The organism is Pseudomonas sp. B8(2017), from assembly GCF_002113575.1.
GTDB classification, from domain to species: Bacteria; Pseudomonadota; Gammaproteobacteria; order Pseudomonadales; family Pseudomonadaceae; genus Aquipseudomonas; species Aquipseudomonas putida_Z.
On record NZ_NEIO01000003.1, the window covers coordinates 173,867 to 193,692 of the forward strand.

A 19,826-nucleotide genomic window follows, 5' to 3' on the forward strand; every position below is an offset into this window, starting at 1 on the left:
GGCTTGTGACTGGTAGGTCAGCGTCCCCTACATCTTAGTGGGCCGGCAGGAGAATTTTTCTCTCAAGTTGATTGCCTTTGCCGAGCAGGGCAGATAAACATTCCGCATAAACACAAAAAACCGGTGATTTTGTCTCATGCGCAAACTCGATCGTACCGATATCGGCATTCTCAACAGCCTGCAGGAAAATGCCCGCATCACCAATGCCGAGCTGGCCCGCTCGGTGAACCTGTCCCCCACGCCCTGCTTCAACCGGGTGCGGGCCATGGAAGAACTGGGGGTGATCCGCCAGCAGGTGACCTTGCTGTCGCCCGAGGCGTTGGGGCTGGACGTGAACGTGTTCATCCATGTGAGCCTGGAAAAACAGGTCGAGCAGTCGTTGCACCGTTTCGAGGAAGAAATTGCCGAACGGCCCGAGGTGATGGAGTGTTACCTGATGACGGGCGATCCGGACTACCTGCTGCGGGTACTGCTGCCCAGTATCCAGGCACTGGAACGGTTCCTGGATTACCTGACGCGGTTGCCAGGGGTGGCCAATATCCGTTCCAGTTTCGCCTTGAAGCAGGTGCGCTACAAGACGGCCTTGCCGCTGCCGGCCAATGGCATGACCTTGCGGGAATAGGTGTGGCCTGACTGATGATTGGCCTTGGCAATGCCTCTTTGGTTCTGAGAGGCAGGGCACCTCCTGACAGGGCCTTCGCAGTGATGCCGGGTTTCAGGCTAGCCGGATGTTCTCCAGGTAGAACGTGAGTATCTCTCCCGGCGTTGCGCTTGCATTCAGAAATCTGTCAAAGGTGAGGGACAGGTCTGTGGATGCATCCTCAGGCCTTGTCGATGCAACACGATGGCCGTGTTTGTCGCGTAGGTAGAACGGAACGCTATCGGCGCTGTTCAGGTCGCCATTCCAATAATCTTGTGTATCGATTTTCCAGTAGTCGCCAAGCCCTGCCAGCTGCGGCTTGAAGTTCGCCACGGCGTCCGTGACTCTGCCGATCACGCCTGTCCCATACAGGCCGAGCCAGCCTCTGGAATTTTGCTCAAGCCTCGCGCCTGCGAATTTCCAGTGGTTGTTGCACGAGATGTAGTAGAGGTCCCGTCCCTTCTCCGATGTGATGTACTTGAAATCGAACGCGATACGTACGATCTCGTCCCGCGCATGCGCCTTTCGGTGATTATCGACGCACAACCAGCCGTCCTCATCCAGCCATGTGAATGGGTGTTGCCCGACGGATGATTCTGCAACTACCACTCGGCCTGCATGGGTATGCAGTTCGGCGGTGAAATCAGCTTTGATCATGTAACCTCCAGTCTCAGTTGCTCCCGGGATGGGACGAGGCAAGCTAACCCTTCGGCTGGTGAACAATGAGATGGAAACGCTTGGAGCGCAGCTTGGTCCGATGATGCAAGTGCATGATCACGACATGACCGACACTGGACGCGCCCTTGATTCACGATTTGTCAGGCAGGGGACTGCGCCGCAGCAATTTTGCTTTTATGCTTGGCTGCAACCCATCGCCACCTGACCCGGGAGCCGCAAGGGACCTATGCGAAATATATGGAAGCCGTTTCAGTCGTTGTATTTCGCCGCGCTGATGATGTTGATCGGCTCGGGCCTGCTCAGTACCTACCTGGCCCTGCGCCTGGCAGCCGATCATGTCGACAGCCTGTGGGTGGGCGCCTTGATGGCGGCCAACTACTTTGGCCTGGCGGTAGGCGGCAAGGTCGGCCACCGGTTGATTGGCCGGGTAGGGCACATTCGCGCCTATGCCACTTGCGCCGGCATCGTCGGCGCGGCGGTGCTCGGCCATGGCCTGACCAGCTGGTTGCCGGCCTGGGTCGGGCTGCGAATGATCGTCGGCCTGGGGATGATGTGCCAGTACATGGTCATCGAGAGCTGGCTGAACGAGCAGGCCGACGTGAAGCATCGCGGCGCGGTGTTCAGCGGCTACATGATCGCCTCGTACCTGGGCCTGGTGCTCGGCCAGCTGATCCTGGTGGTGCACCCACAGCTTGGCCTGGAGCTGCTGATGCTGGTGGCCATGTGTTTCACCCTGTGCCTGGTACCGGTCGCCATGACCCGGCGCATTCACCCGGCGCCGTTGCGCCCGGCACCGATGGAGCCGAAGTTCTTCATCAAGCGCGTGCCGCAGTCGCTCAGCACGGTGCTGGGTTCGGGGCTGATCGTCGGCTCGTTCTATGGTCTGGCGCCCCTGTATGCCTCCAGCCAGGGTATGACTACCGAGCAGGTCGGTCTGTTCATGGGTAGCTGCATCTTTGCCGGCCTGCTGGTGCAGTGGCCGCTGGGCTGGTTGTCTGACCGCTACGATCGGGCCGTGCTGATCCGCAGCGTGGCGGTGGGGTTGGCGCTGGCCTCGGCGCCGCTGGCGATGCTGCCCAGCGTGCCGCTGGAGTTGCTGTTCGGCATAGGCTTCGTGATTTCGTTGCTGCAGTTCTGCCTGTACCCGCTGGCGGTGGCGTTTTCCAACGACCATGTGGAAAGCGAACGGCGGGTGTCGCTGACCGCGATGCTGCTGGTGACCTACGGCGTGGGTGCCTGTATCGGGCCGCTGGCGGCAGGCGTGCTGATGAAGGTGCTGGGCCCGCAGATGCTGTATGCCTTCTTCGTGTTCTTTGCCCTGGTGCTGGTGTGGCGCATTCGGCCGAAGGCGGTCACTGGGCTGCACCAGGTGCAGGATGCGCCTTTGGGCCACGTTGCCATGCCGGCTGCCGGTTCGCCACTGTCGGCGGCGCTGGACCCACGGGTGGATGAGCAGACGGTACAGGAGGTGATGCAGGCGCCGGTGGCGGCGGAGGATACCGAGGCGGAAGAGAAGGGGGCTGACAAGGAGCCTGAGCCGGAAGGTGAGGTCAGCAAGTCGGTGTAGGCCTGTGCCGGCCTCTTCGCGGGCGCGCCCGCTCCCACATGAAGTTGCGCCGGGCTCAAGGCTTGCGTTGTACCTGTGGGAGAGCTGTCGCGTAGATAACTGAATCCGCAAGCAGTACGCGTACCCTGTGGGAGCGGCTTTAGCCGCGAAGAATCCAACGCGGTGCATGGCACCGGCTGCGCCGGTGTTCGCGGCTAAAGCCGCTCCCACAGAGTCCCTGCTAATTCAATGAGTTATGTGCAGTTCTGTGGGAGCGGGCGTGCCCGCGAAAAGGCCGGCACAGGAGAAGCACAAATGAAAACGCCACCTTGATAGGTGGCGTTTTTGTACTCGGCCGACGATCAATAGTCGTCCTTGTCGAACCGCCGCGCTTCACGCTGCAACTGGTACACAAAGCTCTCGACCTTGCGCTGCGCCTGCCCGGTAAGGTTATGGAAGCGCACGCCGGCAAAGGTGGTGTTGATCCGCTCTTCATAGTGCAGGTGGCGCAGCTCGACCATGGTGTCGACCAGGCCCAGCGGGTTGCCAGCCTTGAAACGCTCGTACACCTGGCCCAGTTGCAGGCGATCCTCGACATTGCCTTCGAAGCGCAGCTTGCAGCCGGTGGCGGAGATGTCCAGCAGCTTGCCACGCAGGGCGCCGTTGCCCTTGAGGTGGGCGCCATCGAGGATGACATCGACCAGCTGCGACAGCTTCAGCGCGGCGCGGAAGGCATTGCGGCGCTGGTGGTAGGTCATTTCCAGAGGCATGGCGCCGCGGTAGCAGCGGTGGCCGTCGACTTCACTGATCTTCAGCTCGTGGTTGCAGTCCCAGGCGATGCGCACGCCATCGTGGAAGCCTTCGACGCGGAAGTGTTCGCCGTTCTCGATGAACTTTTCACCGTCACGCGGGATCATCTCGTCCAGCGCCAGGGTGTTGCTTTCACGGTCCACGTGCACCACGTAGCTCTGGAAGCGCTGGCTGCGGTCGTGGAAGGTGATGATCAGGGGGTCGTGGCTTTCCTGCAGCTGCCGCAAGTTGGCCGCAATCTCCAAAGGGGTGTTCAGCACCTTTGGCGGCTGCGGGGCATCGGATTCATTGAACACGGCTTATCGTTCTCCAGGCAAAAGCGACACACGCAATTAACGGCATTTTGCCAGTATGTTCCGTGCCTTGATAGAAAAAATCACACTTGGCTGAGCGCCCGTGGCTTGGCCAGTGGCGAGGTGCTGCCGCGGCTGTCGTAGAGCGACGGAGAATCGCCGCCCATGAGGATCCGGATCTGGTTGTTGGTGACGTGTTGCTGCACCTGGATGATCCGGCCATTGGTCTCGTTGAGCTGCTGGCAGGCTTGCATCAACTGGCTGATCACATCGAGTTGCTGCAGCAGCAGTTCACCGTTCGGCGATTGTGCCGCCACGGCCTCCACTCCGGCGCGATCAGGGCTCAGGCCAAGACTGACAAGCAGGTTGTTGCGCCGCAGGCCTTGCTGCTCCAGCAGCACGATCAAAGACTGCTTGCGGGCCAGGATATTCTCCAGTGGCGCCATGTCGCGGCCATGCAGGGCGATCGCTTCCTTTTGCAGAAGGTCCAGCAGTTCCTGCATCGGGGCAATGTCATCTTCGATCAGTTGCAGCAAGGTGGTGTCGTGCATGGCTAACTCTTGGCTTTTCTAGCGTCCGTGAAGTCAGCGCGCCGAACGGTCAGCGCTGAGCTTCGAAATCGAGCAGTTTGCTGGCGACCCGGCCGGCATCGACCTGGTAGCTGCCGTCGGCGATCGCCTGTTTCAACTGGGCCACACGGGCACTGTTGACCACTGGCTCGTCGCGCAGCTTGTCGCTGATCTTCTGCAACTGCTGGGCCTCTTGGCTGAGGTGTACCGCTTCTCCGCTGGCGCTGGTGGCGGTTGCCGCTTCCTGGCTGGCTGCCGGTTTTTCGGCGCTGCCGTTCGCGGTGTTGCCGCGCACGCCGCCCGTGACGGACGGAGAGTTATTCAAACGACTGAAGTCGATGACCATGATCAGAAACCTCTGGGTATTTGGACGCTTGCCTTGTTTTCGGCCAACCCGAAAGAAACTTTAGGCACAAATGCATAGCCGCCTGTCAGCAAGCTCGCGAACCCGTTTTCTGACACAGTTTAGGAAAAGCGGTTCCTCACCGCCAGCGCAAATCAATGGGCTGGCTACATACTTACCTCGACCTGGCCGGGGCCGGTCACCCTGGCCTTGATCACCCGTTTGGAATTGAGGTTGCGCACCCGGATCTGTTCGCTCAGGCCGCCCTTGCTCAGGGCTTCTCCGGGCATGCGCACACTCAGGCTGCCACTGCGGGCGATGATCACCACGTGGTCGCCCTTGCGCACCACCTCGGCCTGTTCCAGGTGTTGCGGGGTGAGTACCTGGTCGATCACCGTGGGGCGCAGCATCTTCATGCCCACCGCCTGTTCCAGTTCGGTCAAGAAGCCTTGGCCCAGGGTGCCGACATCGCGCTCGCGCAGGGCCACGTCGCCTTCGCCCACCACGTTGTCGCGCTTGAGCGGCCGGGTCACCACCACCACGTCGCGGAACAGCCGCACGGTGGCCGGCACGAACACGGTCCATGGCGCCGTGCCTTCGCAGCGCACCTTTACCGTGACGCGGCCCAGCGGCTGGGCCGGGCTTTCCAGCGAGGCGTCCAGTTGCTGGCTGCACAGCGGCATGCGCAGGCGCGGGTCCAGCGGGTTGACCTGGATCTCGTAACGGCCGGCGGTCTGGGTGGTTGCCAGATAATCTTCGACGCTGAATTCAAGAAACCCTTGAGTGACACCGATAAGCTGTTCAGGCAAGGTAAACGCGTCCGCTACCGTGCGAACGCCGGGCACCAGAAGGCACAGCATGGCCAGCGAGCCAGTCAGCAGGCGCGTCAATCGTCGGAAAAATGTCGTTTTCGTGTACATGGCGCTCAAAAAAGCAAAGCCCGTGCCGACTCGCTACCTGAGTTGCAACGAAAGGCTGAAACATAAAGGAGTCTGGCATGGCAGGTGTTATGGATTCGGTCAACCAGCGCACGCAGCTGGTGGGGCAGAATCGCCTGGAATTGCTGCTGTTCCGCCTCAATGGCGAGCAGCTTTACGGCATCAACGTATTCAAGGTCAGGGAAGTGCTGCAATGCCCTGCGCTGACACTGCTGCCCAAGGCGCACCCGGTGGTGCGCGGTGTTGCCAATATACGCGGGGCGACCATCCCGATCCTCGACCTGTCGATGGCCACCGGGTTGCGGCCGCTGCAGGAAGACACGCGCAACAGTTTCGTGATCATCACCGAGTACAACACCAAGACCCAAGGCTTCCTGGTGCACTCGGTGGAGCGCATCGTCAACATGAACTGGGAAGAAATCCATCCGCCACCCAAGGGCACCGGCCGCGACCACTACCTGACCGCGGTTACCCGGGTGGACAACCGCATGGTCGAGATCATCGATGTGGAGAAGGTGCTGGCCGAAGTGGCGCCGTCGTCCGAGTCGGTGTCGGCCGGGGTGATCGATGCCGAGGTGCAGGACAAGGCCGTGCTGCTGCGGGTGCTCACCGTCGACGATTCGTCGGTGGCGCGCAAGCAGGTCAGCCGCTGCCTGCAGACCGTGGGGGTCGAGGTGGTGGCGCTCAATGACGGCCGTCAGGCCCTGAACTACCTGCGCCAGCTGGTGGATGAGGGCAAGAAGCCGGAAGAAGAGTTCCTGATGATGATCTCGGACATTGAAATGCCAGAAATGGACGGCTATACGCTAACGGCAGAGATCCGCAGTGACCCACGCATGCAAAAATTGCACATCTGCCTGCATACTTCGCTTTCCGGGGTGTTCAACCAGGCGATGGTCAAGAAGGTCGGTGCCGATGACTTCCTGGCCAAGTTCAAGCCGGACGACCTGGCCCAGCGGGTGGTCGACCGGATCAAGGCAGCGCATTGAAGCAGCCGGGGGCAGGCCCCCGGCACCAGTGATTGAAAAGAGGCGGCAGTAGTGTCTACGGGTAATTTGGATTTCGAACAGTTCCGGGTCTTCCTGGAGAAAGCCTGTGGCATCCTGCTGGGCGAGAATAAGCAGTATCTGGTTTCCAGCCGTCTCAACAAGCTGATGGAGCAACAGGGCATCAAGAGCCTGGGCGAACTGGTGCAGCGCATCCAGGCCCAACCGCGCGGCGGCTTGCGCGAGCAGGTGGTCGATGCCATGACCACCAACGAGACCCTGTGGTTTCGCGATACCTACCCGTTCGAGGTGCTGAAGAACAAGGTCATCCCCGAGTTCATCCGCAACAACCCTGGCCAGCGCCTGCGCATGTGGTCGGCGGCCTGTTCGTCGGGGCAGGAGCCGTATTCCATCTCGATGGCTATCGACGAGTTCGAGCGCAGCAACCTCGGCCAGTTGAAGATGGGCGCGCAAATCGTGGCCACCGACCTGTCCGGCACCATGCTGACCAACTGCAAGACCGGCGAGTACGACAGCCTGGCGATTGCCCGTGGCTTGTCCCAGGAGCGCCTGCAGCGCTACTTCGAAACCAAGGGGCCGGGGCGCTGGGCAGTCAAGCCGGCGATTCGCAGCCGCGTCGAGTTCCGCTCGTTCAACCTGCTCGACAGCTATGCCAGCCTGGGCAAGTTCGATGTGGTGTTCTGCCGTAACGTGCTGATCTATTTCTCGGCGCAGGTGAAGAAGGACATCCTGTTGCGTATTCACAGTACGTTGAAGCCGGGTGGGTATCTGTTCCTCGGGGCTTCCGAGGCGCTGAACGGGCTGCCGGACCATTACCAGATGGTGCAGTGCAGTCCGGGGATTATCTACCAGGCGAAGTAAGCACAAAGGCCGGCAGCGAAAGTTGCCGGCCTTTTTGTTTGCCTGCGCCGGCCTCTTCGCGGGCATGCCCGCTCCCACAGGCTGGCGCCATACCTGTGGGAGCGGGCGTGCCCGCGAAGAGGCCGGCGCAGGAGAAATGCTGACGTCAAATTTTTGTTTTGCCGCTTTTGCCGCCCGGCAATTGCCGCTTTCGCCGCCCAAGGCGGAAGGCCTTTGCCGCTTTTCTGGCATCACTCTGACAGCACCTTGCCCCGCAAGCCCGTATTTCCGGGCTTTCTGTTGGTTGGCACAGCCCTTGCTATACCTTGCCCAACGATATTCCGGTCAACCTCCGAAGGTTTCCCCGACATGAGCATCAGCTTCGACAAGGCGCTTGGTATTCACGAAAAGGCCCTGGGCTTCCGCGCCCAGCGCGCCGAAGTGCTGGCCAACAACATCGCCAACGCCGACACGCCCAACTACAAGGCGCGCGACATGGACTTCGCCTCGGTGCTCGCTGCCGAAAGCGACAAGCAGCAGAGTGGCGGCCGTTTCAGCCTCGATCGTACCAACAGCCGCCATATCGAGGCCGAGGGCCTGGCCATGGCCGACGATACCCTCAAGTACCGCACGCCAACGCAGCCGTCGATCGACCAGAACACCGTGGACGCGCAGATCGAGCAATCGAACTACACCGAAAACGCCGTCGGCTTCCAGGCCAGCTTCACCTTGCTCAACAGTAAATTCAAAGGGCTGGTTTCGGCCCTGCGGGGAGAATGACCATGTCCCTTTCCAGTGTCTTCAACATTGCCGGTAGCGGCATGAGTGCGCAGAACACGCGCCTGAACACCGTTGCTTCCAACATCGCCAACGCCGAGACCGTGTCCTCGAGCATCGACCAGACCTACCGCGCCCGCCACCCGGTGTTCGCCACCACCTTCCAGGACGCGCAGGCCGGCGGCAGCCAGTCGCTGTTCGAAGACCAGGGCGAGGCAGGGCAGGGCGTGCAGGTAAAAGGCATCGTCGAGGACCAGAGCAACCTGGAGGCCCGTTACGAGCCCAACCACCCGGCGGCGAACAAGGACGGCTACGTCTATTACCCGAACGTCAACGTGGTCGAGGAAATGGCTGACATGATCTCCGCCAGCCGCGCGTTCCAGACCAACGCCGAGTTGATGAATACGGCCAAGGCGATGATGCAGAAGGTCCTGACCCTCGGTCAGTGATAAGGAAACCAGACCATGGCAATCGATACCAACGGTGTGAACCTCAACGACGTGCTCGCGGCGTCGGGTGTAGGCACCAGCACCAAGAAGACCACGGACACCGCCTCCAAGACCGGCAACGACTCGCTCGGCAAGGACGCGTTCCTGCAATTGCTGGTCACCCAGATGCAGCACCAGAACCCGCTGGACCCACAGGACAACGGTGAGTTCGTTGCCCAGCTGGCGCAGTTCAGCAGCCTGGAAGGCATTACCTCGCTTAACGAATCGGTCAACTCCATCACCAGCGCCATGGCCTCGTCCCAGGCCCTGCAGGCGTCGTCGCTGGTCGGGCGTTCGGTGGTGGTGCAGAACGACAAGGCCGTGGTCGACACCGCAGAAAGCTTCAATGCGCAGTTCGTCGTGCCGCAAGCCATCGGCGAAGCGAAGATCACCATCAAGGACAAGGACGGCAATACCGTCAAGACCATCGAGCTGGGCGAGCAGAAAGCCGGTTACGCCGATTTCATCTGGGACGGTACCAACAGCAGTGGCCAGAAAGTCGACCCTGGTACTTACACCTTCACTGCCACCACTACGGTGGATGGCAAGTCGGTGCAGATGAACACGCTGTTGCCAGCCAAGGTGACCAGCGTCAGTTTCAGTGCCGCCGGCGAAATGGTGCTCAACCTCGCCGGTGTTGGCAAAGTGTCCCTCTCCGACGTGCAAACCATCGGTATCTAAGGCCCGCTAGAGCGGCAAAAGGAGCGAATTCATGTCTTTCAATATCGGCCTTAGCGGTCTGTACGCAGCAAACAAGCAGCTGGATGTCACCGGCAACAACATCGCCAACGTCAACACCAACGGCTTCAAGTCGTCGCGTGCCGAGTTCGCCGATGTCTATGCAGGTTCCAACCGCCTGGGTGTGGGCAAGAACCAGGTGGGTAACGGTGTGCGCCTGGCAGCGGTTTCCCAGCAGTTCACCCAGGGTGACGTCAACACCACCGGCAACGTGCTGGACATGGGGATTCAGGGGCAGGGCTTCTTCGTGCTGTCCGATAACGGCTCGCGCGTGTACACCCGTGCGGGTGCTTTCCAGGCTAGCAAGGACAACTTCGTGGTTACCTCGGACGGCTTGCGCCTGCAGGGCTATGCCGCCGACTCGACTGGCAAGATCCAGAAGGGCGTGCTCACCGATCTGCAGATCGATACATCGTCGCTGCAGCCAAAGGCAACGTCCCTGATCGACCAGGGTATCAACCTGAATTCTTCGGCCGCCGATATCCCGTTGGAAGTGGACGATGGCACTGGCGTGATGGTGCCGAACCTGCCGTTCGATCCTTCCGATCAGACGACTTACACCAAGTCTTTCCCGACCAAGGTGTACGACAGCCAGGGTAACGAGCACACCATGGAGCAGTTCTATCGCAAGACTGGCACCAATGAGTGGACCATGTACACCCTGGTCGATGGGCGCAACCCGTTTTCCCCATCCTCCACCGTGCCGCTGACTGGCACCATCAGCTTCAACAGCGATGGCTCGGTCAAGAGCATGACTGCGGACAATACCGGCCACCCGGCGGGCTCGTCGTTCACCGTGACCAACAACACCTTCACCATGACTGGCTGGGTGCCGGCGGTGGAAGATTCTGCGGGTAACTGGATTTCCAATGGCGCGGTGGGCAATGCCGATGGCATGCGCCTGGCGATGAACAGCACTACCTCCTACAACACCGAGACCGCGCGCATGTCGCAGTCTCAGGACGGCTACGCGACCGGTATCCTGTCGAGCCTGAGCATCGACTCGACCGGTGTGCTGTTCGCCAGCTTCAGCAACCAGCAATCCCGTGCCATTGGCCAGGTGGCCCTGGCCAGCTTCGCCAACGAGCAGGGCCTGCAGCAGATTGGTGGTACCCGCTGGACCGAAACCTACACGTCCGGCATCCCGGGCATCGATGCACCGAAGACGGGTACCCTGGGCAGCGTCGAGTCCAACGCGCTGGAAGGCTCGAACGTGAACCTGACGCAGGAGCTGGTAGAGCTGATCAAGGCGCAGAGCAACTACCAGGCAAACGCCAAGACCATCTCCACAGAAAGCACCATCATGCAGACCGTCATCCAGATGGCCTGATGGTCGCTGGCTGAGTGTATGTGGGCGAACCCCTTTGTCATGAAGGGGTTCGTCGTCTTTGCCGGAGGGGTCATGAAAAGGCTGGTTGTCACATTGGTCGCTGCTTTCTGCCTGTACCAGGCCCAGGCCGGTACCGCGCCCTGGTGGCGCTGGGAAAGCCAGGTGGATGGGCGCCTGGTCTGCTCGCAATGGCCGCCGGGGGATGGCTGGAAGAAGTTCGCCGGCCCCTACAGCAATGGTGGTTGCCGCGAGCCTTGAATAAACCTGTACTGGCCTTTTCGCGGGTGAACCCGCTCCCACAGGTGTCGCGCAGTACCTGTGGGAGCGGGTTCACCCGCGAAGAGGCCGGTACAGGTTTGCCGCCATCGGCAACCAGGCGCCGGATAACCGGCGTCCAACATGCCAACTGCTCCCTCGAAAGCCCGTATCCACGGGCTTTTTCATGATTTCGCAAAGTTGGTTCGGAACTTGCTTTCTAGCTCGCATAGCAACGGCGAGCGGCAAACGACCGCCAGTGCAATGGAGGATGACTGTGGACAAGATGCTTTACGTGGCCATGACCGGTGCCAGCCAGAATGCGCTGGCGCAGAAGGCGCACGCCAACAACCTGGCGAACATTTCCACCAACGGTTTTCAGCGAGACCTGGAGCAGGCTCGCTCGATGCCGGTGTTCGGTGACAGCTTTCCGTCGCGCGCCTTTGCCATGACCGAGCGCCCGGCCACTGACTTCAGCGAAGGTCCGATGGTGGAAACCGGCCGCGATCTGGATGTGACGGTGACCGGCAAGGGCTTCATCGCCGTGCAGGCGCCCGATGGCAGTGAAGCCTACGTGCGCACCGGTAGCCTGAACATCGATGCCCTCGGTGTGCTGCGTGCCGGCAACGGCATGCCGGTGATCGGCAACGGCGGCCCGATTGCGATTCCGCCAGAGCAGAAGGTCGAAGTCGGCGCCGATGGCACCATCAGCATCCGCTCCATGGGGGAAGACCCGCGCGTGATGGCCGAAGTCGACCGCATCAAGCTGGTCAACCCCGATACCAAAGGCCTGACCAAGGGCCTGGATGGTCTGATCCATACCCGCGACGGCCAACCGGCAGACGCCGACGTCAACGTGCGGGTGGTGTCGGGCTTCCTGGAAGGCAGCAATGTCAACGCCGTGGAAGAAATGACCTCGGTGCTGGCGCTGTCCCGTCAATTCGAACTGCACGTCAAGATGATGAACGCGGCCAAGGAAGGCGACGAAGCCATGGCGCGTGTTTTGCAAATCGGCTAATCACTTTTGAACGGGTGCCGTAAAACAGGCGCACGAGGAGAACTTACATGCTTCCGGCTCTTTGGGTCGCTAAAACCGGCCTGTCCGCCCAGGACACCAACCTGACGGTCATCTCCAACAACCTGGCCAACGTCTCGACCACCGGCTTCAAGCGTGATCGCGCCGAATTCCAGGACCTGCTGTACCAGATCAAACGCCAGCCGGGCGCGCAGTCCACCCAGGACAGCGAGCTGCCTTCCGGCCTGCAGGTCGGTACTGGTGTGCGCATTGTCGGCACCCAGAAGAACTTCCAGACCGGCAGCCTGCAGACCACGGAAAACCCGCTGGACATGGCGGTCAACGGCCGTGGTTTCTTCCAGGTATTGCAGCCGGACGGCACCGTTTCGTACACCCGTGACGGTACCTTCCACCTGAACTCCGACGGCCAGATCGTCACCGCCAACGGCTTCGCGCTGGAGCCTGCCATCGTCGTGCCGAACGACGCGCAGACCTTCACCGTCGGCCAGGACGGCACCGTGTCGATCACCACCGCCGGCAACCCGGCTGCGCAGGTGATCGGCAACATCCAGACCGCCGACTTCATCAACCCGGCCGGCCTGCAGGCGATTGGCGACAACCTGTTCCTCGAAACCGCCGCCAGTGGCGCGCCGCAAGTCGGCACCCCGGGCCTGAACGGTTTCGGCACCACCCTGCAGCAGACCCTGGAAAACTCCAACGTCAGCACCGTGGAAGAGCTGGTGAACATGATCACCACCCAGCGTGCATACGAGATGAACTCCAAGGTCATTTCCACTGCTGACCAGATGCTGTCGTTCGTTACTCAACAGCTCTGAAGCAGGCAGCTCTAACCCCGTCACTCCGTTGCACCCGTGAGGTAAGCGTCATGAATCGTCTGTTGTCCGTTTTCGCCCTGGGGGGGGCGGTGTTGCTGGCAGGTTGCGTCGCGCCGACGCCCAAGCCCAACGACCCGTACTACGCGCCGGTACTGCCGCGCACCCCGTTGCCGGCAGCGGCCAACAACGGTTCGATCTACCAGGCCGGTTTCGAGCAGAACCTGTACAGCGACCGCAAGGCGTTCCGGGTGGGTGACATCATCACCATCACCCTCAACGAGCGCACATCGGCCAGCAAGAACGCCGGCTCGCAGATCCAGAAAAACAGCAACGCCAACATCGGCCTGACATCGTTGTTCGGCACTACGCCCAACACCAACAACCCGTTCGGCGGCGGTGACCTGTCGCTGGAGGCCGGCTACAGCGGCGAGCGCGCCACCAAGGGCGACAGCAAGGCCACTCAGGGCAACACCCTGACCGGTTCCATCACCGTGACCGTGGCCGAAGTGCTGCCCAACGGCATCATCGCCGTGCGCGGCGAGAAGTGGCTGACCCTGAACACCGGCGAAGAGCTGGTGCGCATTGCCGGCATGATCCGCGCCGACGACATCGCCACCGACAACACCGTGCCGTCCACTCGCGTGGCCGACGCGCGCATCACCTATTCCGGTACCGGCTCGTTCGCCGATGCCAGCCAGCCCGGGTGGCTGGACCGCTTCTTCATCAGCCCGCTTTGGCCTTTCTGAGTACGGATGACCATGTTCAACGTGAGGCAGCTGATTGCCGCAACCCTGCTCCTGTCCTGTGCCTTCGGCGCCCAGGCCGAGCGCCTGAAGGACATCGCCAGCATTTCTGGCGTGCGCTCCAACCAGCTGATCGGTTACGGCCTGGTGGTGGGGCTCAATGGCACGGGTGACCAGACCACCCAGACGCCGTTCACCCTGCAGACCTTCAACAACATGCTGTCGCAGTTCGGCATCAAGGTGCCGGCCGGCTCCGGCAACGTGCAGTTGAAAAACGTTGCGGCAGTGTCGGTGCATGCCGACCTGCCGGCGTTCGCCAAGCCAGGCCAGGTGGTGGACATTACCGTGTCTTCGATCGGTAACTCCAAGAGCCTGCGCGGCGGCAGCCTGCTGATGACCCCGCTCAAGGGTATCGATGGCAACGTCTATGCCGTGGCTCAGGGTAACCTGGTGGTGGGCGGCTTCGATGCCGAGGGCCGTGACGGTTCGAAGATCACCGTCAACGTTCCGTCGGCCGGTCGTATCCCGGGCGGTGCTACCGTCGAGCGTGCAGTGCCGAGCGGCTTCAACCAGGGCAACAGCCTGACCCTGAACCTCAACCGCCCCGACTTCACCACTGCCAAGCGCATCGTCGACAAGGTCAACGACCTGCTCGGCCCGGGCGTGGCCCAGGCCGTGGACGGCGGTTCGGTGCGGGTCACTGCGCCGATGGACCCGAGCCAGCGCGTGGACTATCTGTCGATCCTCGAAAACCTCGAGATCGACCCAGGCCAGGCAGTCGCCAAGGTCATCATCAACTCGCGCACCGGCACCATCGTCATCGGCCAGAACGTCAAGGTGTCGCCGGCCGCGGTGACCCACGGCAGCCTGACCGTGACCATTACCGAAGACCCGATCGTCAGCCAGCCGGGGCCGTTCTCCAATGGCCAGACCGCCGTGGTGCCGCGTTCGCGGGTCAACGCCGAGCAGGAAGCCAAGCCGATGTTCAAGTTCGGCCCGGGCACCACGCTGGATGAAATCGTCCGTGCGGTGAACCAGGTGGGCGCAGCGCCCAGCGACCTGATGGCCATCCTCGAAGCCCTGAAACAGGCCGGCGCCCTGCAGGCCGACCTGATCGTGATCTGAGGACGGCGCGGATGAACAGCAAAAGCCTGGTTTCCGGCAGCGCCGACAGCGGCGCCTACACCGACCTCAACCGCCTGAGCTCGCTCAAGCATGGCGACCGCGACAGCGACGCCAACGTGCGCAAGGTGGCCCAGGAATTCGAGTCGCTGTTCATCAGCGAAATGCTCAAGGCCTCCCGCAAGGCCAGCGATGTGCTTGCCGACGACAACCCGATGAACACCGAAACGGTGAAGCAGTACCGCGACATGTACGACCAGCAGCTGGCCGTGAGCATGTCCCGCGAAGGTGGCGGCATCGGGCTGCAGGACGTACTGGTGCGCCAGCTGTCGAAGAACAAGGGCACACCGGCCAACACCAGCCCGTTTCCGCGTATCGAGGGCAATGCCCCGACGCTGTGGGGCAACAAGGTGGCCGAGCCCGTGCATGCCGCGCAGTCGACTGCCACCCGCAACGACGTCGCCGCGCTCAATTCACGACGCCTGGCGCTGCCGAGCAAGCTCACCGACCGCCTGATGGCCGGCATCGTGCCGTCGGCGGCCAGCACCAATACCGCAGCCGTGCCGGCCCGTGACGGCCAGCAAGTGGCCAAGGCCTTCGCCGTGCCGGACAACGGCCTGCGCATCCTCGGGCTCGCCGTGGCCCAGCCACCGCTGGCACCGAAAAAAGCCTTTGCCGACAGCGACGAATTCGTCGCCACCATGCTGCCGATGGCCGAGCAGGCAGCCAGGCGCATCGGTATCGACCCACGCTACCTGGTGGCGCAGGCCGCCCTGGAAACCGGCTGGGGCAAGTCGGTCATGCGCAACACCGATGGCAGCAGCAGCCACAACCTGTTCGGCATCAAGGCAACCGGCAACTGGGAAGGTGGCGAGGCGCGGGCGATCACCAGCGAGTTCCGCGATGGCCAGTTCGTCAAGGAGACGGCGGCGTTCCGTTCCTACGATTCCTACCAGGACAGCTTCCACGACCTGGTCAGCCTGCTGCAGAACAATTCGCGCTATCAAGATGCGGTGAAGGCCGCCGATAAACCAGAACAGTTCGTGCAAGAGTTGCAAAAGGCCGGGTACGCCACCGACCCGAATTACGCCAGCAAGATCTCGCAGATCGCAAGACAGATGAAGTCGTACGAGCACTACGCAATGCTCGGTACCGCAACGAAACTTTAAGGGCATGGAACCATGGCGAGTCTGATCAACATTGGTATGTCGGGGCTTGGCGCCGCGCAATCGGGGATGTACACCCTCGGTAACAACATCGCCAACGCCGATGTCGAAAGCTACTCGCGCCAGCAGAACGTGCAGAAGACCAAGGGCGGGCAGCAAGTCGGCCAGGTGTTCATCGGCAGCGGTACTACCCTGGCGGATGTGCGCCGGGTCTATAACGCGTTCCTCGAGAACCAGCTGCGCAGCACCACCTCGCTGAGCAGCGATGCCACCTCGTACCTGAACCAGATCACGCCGCTGGATACCGCCCTGTCGAGCAGCGACACCGGTATCACTGCTGCATTGAAAAGCTTCTTCAGCGCCATGCAGGATGCTGCGGCCAAGCCGACCGAGGACGCCTCGCGCCAACTGCTGCTGACCAGCGCGCAGTCCCTGGCCAAGCGCTTCAACACCCTGTCGGCGCAGCTCAACCAGCAGAACAGCGACATCAATGCCAACATGGCGTCGATCGCTGACAAGGTCAACGCGCTGACCAAGTCGATTGCCGACCTCAACGGCCAGATCTCCAAGATGACGGCCGTCAATGGCCAGCCCAACGACCTGCTCGACCAGCGCGACGGCGCGGTGCGCGAGTTGTCGGCGCTGATCGGTGCCGATGTTGTAGAGCAGAAGAACGGCAACTACGACATCTACCTGAAGAACGGCCAGGCCCTGGTGCTGGGCAACACCACCCAGACCATCGGCGTGCAGCCGAGCGCCACCGACCCGACCCGCATGAGCCTGATCCTCAATCGCGGCTCGACCAAGATGGACATCACCAGCACCACGACCGGTGGTGAGCTCGGCGGCCTGATCCGCTACCGCAAGGATACCCTCGACCCGGCGCTCAACGAGCTCGGTCGCGTGGCCTTGGTAGTAGCCGATGCGATCAACAGCCAGCTGGCCCAAGGCATCGACAAGAACGGTGACTTCGGTGCCACCCTGTTCGGCGATATCAACAGCGCCGCGGCCATCAGCCAGCGCAGTGTCGCCAAGACCGGCAACAGCGCCGGCTCCGGCAACCTCGATGTGACCATCAAGGACACCGGCAAGCTGAGCACCAGCGATTACCAGGTGACCTTCACCAGCGCCACTGGCTACAGCGTGCGCAAGTTGCCGGAAGGCACCGACATGGGCAGTTTCGACCTCACCGACACGCCGCCTCCGGTAATCGACGGGTTCACCCTGTCGCTCAATGGTGGCGGCCTGAGTGCTGGCGACAGCTTCAAGATCACCCCGACCCGCAATGCGGCCGCCGGCATCGACACTGTCCTGACCGACCCAAAGCGCCTGGCCTTGGCTTCGCCACTGACCGCCACCAGTGGGTCGGGCAACAAAGGTACCGGCGTCATCACCCAGCCGACGCTGACCTCGGAGATGGACATCTACGATGCCGCCCAGCGTTCGCAAATGCAGGCTGGCCTGAAGTATTCGACCCCGGTCAAGCTGGTGTTCGGCGATGACACCAGTTCGCCCCAGGCCTACAAGATGTACGACGCCAAGGGTACCGAGATCGGCAGCGGCACCATCGTGCCGGGCCAGGAGAACAAGTTGCAGCTGTCGGTGCCGATGGTCGATGGCAGCGGCAATTCGCTGGGCGGCAATTTCACCTTCGAGATGAGCGTTTCCGGCGCGCCGAAGAACGGCGACAGCTATACCGTGGCGCTGACCGGCGCAGGTTCGGCGGACAACCGCAACGCCTTGTCGGTGATCGACCTGCAGACCAAGTCCACGGTCGAGGTTGGCGCCAACGGCAAGGGCATCAGCTTCACCGATGCCTACGCCAAGCTGGTCTCCAACGTTGGCGGCAAGGCCGGCCAGGCACAGATGGACAGCGATGCCACCACTGCCTTGCATGCCTCAGCAGTGGAAAGCCGTAACGGCCTGTCGGGTGTGTCGATCGATGAAGAGACCGGCAACCTGGTCAAGTTCCAGCAGTACTACACCGCGTCGTCGCAGATCATCAAGGCGGCCCAGGAAACCTTCGCCACCCTGATCAACAGTCTTTAAGGAGCCGTAGATCGTGAGCGTACGCATCTCTACTTCGCAGTTCTACAACACCAACCAGGCCAACTACCAGAGCAACTTCGCCAAGACGGTGAAGAGCCAGCAGGAGGCAAGCGATGGCATTCGCGTGCGTTCGGCCAAGGATGACCCGGTGGGGGCGGCGCGTCTGCTGCAACTGGAACAACAGCAGAACATGCTGAAGCAGTACAGCGGCAACATCGTCAACGTACGTAACGCCCTGGGCACTGCCGAAAGCACCCTGAACTCCATTGGCACCATCCTGCAGCGGGTCAACGAGCTGGCGGTGAGCTCTGGCAACGGTACGTTCACCGATGCCGACCGCAAGGCCAACGCCGATGAACTGGCGTCGCTGGAAGACCAGCTGTTCTCGTTGATGAACAGCAAGGACGAGAACGGCAAGTACATCTTCTCCGGCTCCAAGGGTGATACCCCGCCTTACGCGCGCAATGCCGATGGCACCTACAGCTACCAGGGCGACCAGGGCAAGCTCAACCTGCAGGTGGGTGACATGCTCAGCCTGGCGGCCAATGAAACCGGCTACGACGCCTTCGAGCAGGCGCTCAACACCAGCCGTAGCCAGACCAGCCTGACCGCGCCGGCCACCGACGATGGCCGCGTCAGCCTGTCCAACGGCCAGGTCTCCGGCAACAGCCTGTACAACGATCGCTTCCGCAGTGGCGAGCCGTACAGCATCGAATTCCTCAGCAGCACCGAATACAAGATCACCGACGTCGACGGCAATGACGTCACGCTCGAGGCCAGCCAGGGCGGCAAGTTCGACCCCAATGGCGACAACACCAGCATCAGCTTCCGCGGTGTCGATCTGCGCCTGGACATCACCTTCAAGGACGGCGACAAGGGTAATGAAGATGCCGCTATCGCAGGGCATACGTTCAGCCTGAGTTCCAAGGCCGATGAGGTTTCCGGCACACGCAGCCCTGGCAATACCTCCTCCGAGCAGGTGACGGGCGCGACCATCACCGATCAGGCTGCCTACAAGGCCGCTTTCCCGGGCGGTGGCGCGGTGCTCAAGTTCACCGGCAGCAGCACCTTCGAGCTGTACGCCGCGCCGGTCACTGCTGACAGCCGCCCGGTGGCATCGGGTGCGCTGGGCGGGCCGAACGGCACCACCGCCACCGCGGCTGGGGTCAGCTTCGAGCTGTCCGGCGCACCGAATGCCGGGGACTCGTTTGCGGTAAAGGTCGATACCCACCAGACCCAGAACATCCTCGACACCATCGGCAAGCTGCGTACCGCGCTGACCAGCCCGGTGGACAACGACCCGGTGGCCCGGCAGAACTTCCTCGCCGCGCTGGATTCGGCCGTTGGCAACATCGCCAGCGCCACCAACCAGGTGTCGTCGTCGGTCAGTGCGATCGGTGGCCGTGGCCAGGCGCTGGATGTGCAGTCCGAAACCAACGAGGCGCTGAGCACCGAGAACACCAAGACCCAGAGCTCTATCCGCGAAAGCGACCCGGCTGAAGTGATGCTGCGCCTGCAGATGCAAACCAACATGCTGCAAGCGTCGCTGCAGGCCTATGCCAAGGTCGCCAGCTTGTCGTTGGTCAACTACATCTGATTTCACCTCTCTCGCGTCATCCGGCGTGTGCCAGCCCATTCGGAGC

21 protein-coding genes are annotated in these 19,826 nt (G+C 61.9%); 16 read left to right on the plus strand and 5 right to left on the minus strand.

All coding sequences use genetic code 11. From position 1 onward, the window contains the following. Window positions 1–136: 136 nt before the first annotated feature. Window positions 137–622 carry a Bkd operon transcriptional regulator BkdR gene (gene bkdR, locus CAG22_RS06820; RefSeq protein WP_012273540.1) on the plus strand — a complete coding sequence of 162 codons (486 nt, stop codon included), beginning with the start codon at window positions 137–139 and terminating at the stop codon, window positions 620–622. A gap of 93 nt (window positions 623–715) precedes the next feature. Here bkdR and CAG22_RS06825 read toward each other — a convergent pair whose 3' ends face one another. Next, the gene (locus CAG22_RS06825) at window positions 716–1,297 is read right to left on the minus strand and encodes a hypothetical protein (protein WP_085691651.1); all 582 of its coding nucleotides are present in this window, start codon (window positions 1,295–1,297) and stop codon (window positions 716–718) included. Window positions 1,298–1,544: 247 nt separating this feature from the next. On the opposite strand from CAG22_RS06825, the gene CAG22_RS06830 reads away from it, so the two are divergent. Then, window positions 1,545–2,885, plus strand: a complete 1,341-nt coding sequence (locus CAG22_RS06830) for an MFS transporter (RefSeq protein WP_003257254.1) — start codon at window positions 1,545–1,547, stop codon at window positions 2,883–2,885. Window positions 2,886–3,226: 341 nt separating this feature from the next. Here CAG22_RS06830 and CAG22_RS06835 read toward each other — a convergent pair whose 3' ends face one another. The 4 genes from CAG22_RS06835 to flgA all read right to left on the minus strand — a co-directional run bounded on the left by CAG22_RS06835 (window position 3,227) and on the right by flgA (window position 5,799). Beyond that, the gene (locus tag CAG22_RS06835; protein WP_025340106.1) at window positions 3,227–3,970 is read right to left on the minus strand and encodes a flagellar brake protein; all 744 of its coding nucleotides are present in this window, start codon (window positions 3,968–3,970) and stop codon (window positions 3,227–3,229) included. Between the two features lie 80 nt (window positions 3,971–4,050). After that, window positions 4,051–4,518, minus strand: coding sequence for a flagella synthesis protein FlgN (locus tag CAG22_RS06840; protein ID WP_085705027.1), 468 nt, complete (start codon window positions 4,516–4,518; stop codon window positions 4,051–4,053). Between the two features lie 49 nt (window positions 4,519–4,567). After that, on the minus strand, window positions 4,568–4,882 hold the full coding sequence (flgM, locus tag CAG22_RS06845; protein ID WP_025340104.1) for a flagellar biosynthesis anti-sigma factor FlgM: 315 nt from the start codon (window positions 4,880–4,882) through the stop codon (window positions 4,568–4,570). Window positions 4,883–5,046: 164 nt separating this feature from the next. Continuing rightward, window positions 5,047–5,799, minus strand: a complete 753-nt coding sequence (flgA, locus tag CAG22_RS06850; RefSeq protein ID WP_025340103.1) for a flagellar basal body P-ring formation chaperone FlgA — start codon at window positions 5,797–5,799, stop codon at window positions 5,047–5,049. Window positions 5,800–5,876: 77 nt separating this feature from the next. Here flgA and CAG22_RS06855 point away from each other — a divergent pair, with 77 nt between their 5' ends. The 14 genes from CAG22_RS06855 to CAG22_RS06920 all read left to right on the plus strand — a co-directional run bounded on the left by CAG22_RS06855 (window position 5,877) and on the right by CAG22_RS06920 (window position 19,780). Then, entirely contained in the window at window positions 5,877–6,806 is a 930-nt protein-coding gene (locus CAG22_RS06855) for a chemotaxis protein CheV (protein ID WP_013973629.1), read from the plus strand. 51 nt (window positions 6,807–6,857) lie between these two features. Beyond that, on the plus strand, window positions 6,858–7,685 hold the full coding sequence (gene cheR / locus CAG22_RS06860; protein WP_023661396.1) for a protein-glutamate O-methyltransferase CheR: 828 nt from the start codon (window positions 6,858–6,860) through the stop codon (window positions 7,683–7,685). A 348-nt stretch (window positions 7,686–8,033) separates the two neighbouring features. Then, entirely contained in the window at window positions 8,034–8,444 is a 411-nt protein-coding gene (flgB, locus tag CAG22_RS06865; protein WP_015271243.1) for a flagellar basal body rod protein FlgB, read from the plus strand. 2 nt (window positions 8,445–8,446) lie between these two features. Next, window positions 8,447–8,890 (plus strand): flagellar basal body rod protein FlgC, encoded by a 444-nt coding sequence (gene flgC, locus CAG22_RS06870; protein WP_003257260.1) that lies wholly within the window; start codon window positions 8,447–8,449, stop codon window positions 8,888–8,890. Window positions 8,891–8,905: 15 nt separating this feature from the next. Beyond that, window positions 8,906–9,610 carry a flagellar hook assembly protein FlgD gene (gene flgD / locus CAG22_RS06875; protein ID WP_075045943.1) on the plus strand — a complete coding sequence of 235 codons (705 nt, stop codon included), beginning with the start codon at window positions 8,906–8,908 and terminating at the stop codon, window positions 9,608–9,610. Window positions 9,611–9,641: 31 nt separating this feature from the next. After that, entirely contained in the window at window positions 9,642–10,997 is a 1,356-nt protein-coding gene (flgE, locus tag CAG22_RS06880) for a flagellar hook protein FlgE (protein WP_075045942.1), read from the plus strand. 72 nt (window positions 10,998–11,069) lie between these two features. Continuing rightward, entirely contained in the window at window positions 11,070–11,255 is a 186-nt protein-coding gene (locus tag CAG22_RS06885) for a hypothetical protein (protein ID WP_039612679.1), read from the plus strand. 274 nt (window positions 11,256–11,529) lie between these two features. After that, window positions 11,530–12,270, plus strand: a complete 741-nt coding sequence (locus tag CAG22_RS06890; RefSeq protein WP_015271240.1) for a flagellar basal body rod protein FlgF — start codon at window positions 11,530–11,532, stop codon at window positions 12,268–12,270. A 47-nt stretch (window positions 12,271–12,317) separates the two neighbouring features. Further along, entirely contained in the window at window positions 12,318–13,103 is a 786-nt protein-coding gene (flgG, locus tag CAG22_RS06895) for a flagellar basal-body rod protein FlgG (RefSeq protein WP_015271239.1), read from the plus strand. A gap of 50 nt (window positions 13,104–13,153) precedes the next feature. After that, complete coding sequence (flgH, locus tag CAG22_RS06900) at window positions 13,154–13,849, plus strand: flagellar basal body L-ring protein FlgH (protein WP_085589051.1); 696 nt, start codon at window positions 13,154–13,156, stop codon at window positions 13,847–13,849. Window positions 13,850–13,861: 12 nt separating this feature from the next. Next, the gene (locus CAG22_RS06905) at window positions 13,862–14,971 is read left to right on the plus strand and encodes a flagellar basal body P-ring protein FlgI (RefSeq protein ID WP_015271237.1); all 1,110 of its coding nucleotides are present in this window, start codon (window positions 13,862–13,864) and stop codon (window positions 14,969–14,971) included. 11 nt (window positions 14,972–14,982) lie between these two features. Further along, window positions 14,983–16,137 (plus strand): flagellar assembly peptidoglycan hydrolase FlgJ, encoded by a 1,155-nt coding sequence (gene flgJ, locus CAG22_RS06910; protein ID WP_085705029.1) that lies wholly within the window; start codon window positions 14,983–14,985, stop codon window positions 16,135–16,137. A gap of 12 nt (window positions 16,138–16,149) precedes the next feature. Continuing rightward, on the plus strand, window positions 16,150–18,183 hold the full coding sequence (gene flgK / locus CAG22_RS06915; protein ID WP_085705031.1) for a flagellar hook-associated protein FlgK: 2,034 nt from the start codon (window positions 16,150–16,152) through the stop codon (window positions 18,181–18,183). A 13-nt stretch (window positions 18,184–18,196) separates the two neighbouring features. Next, entirely contained in the window at window positions 18,197–19,780 is a 1,584-nt protein-coding gene (locus CAG22_RS06920) for a flagellar hook-associated protein 3 (RefSeq protein WP_085589047.1), read from the plus strand. The last annotated feature ends 46 nt before the right edge of the window (window positions 19,781–19,826 follow it).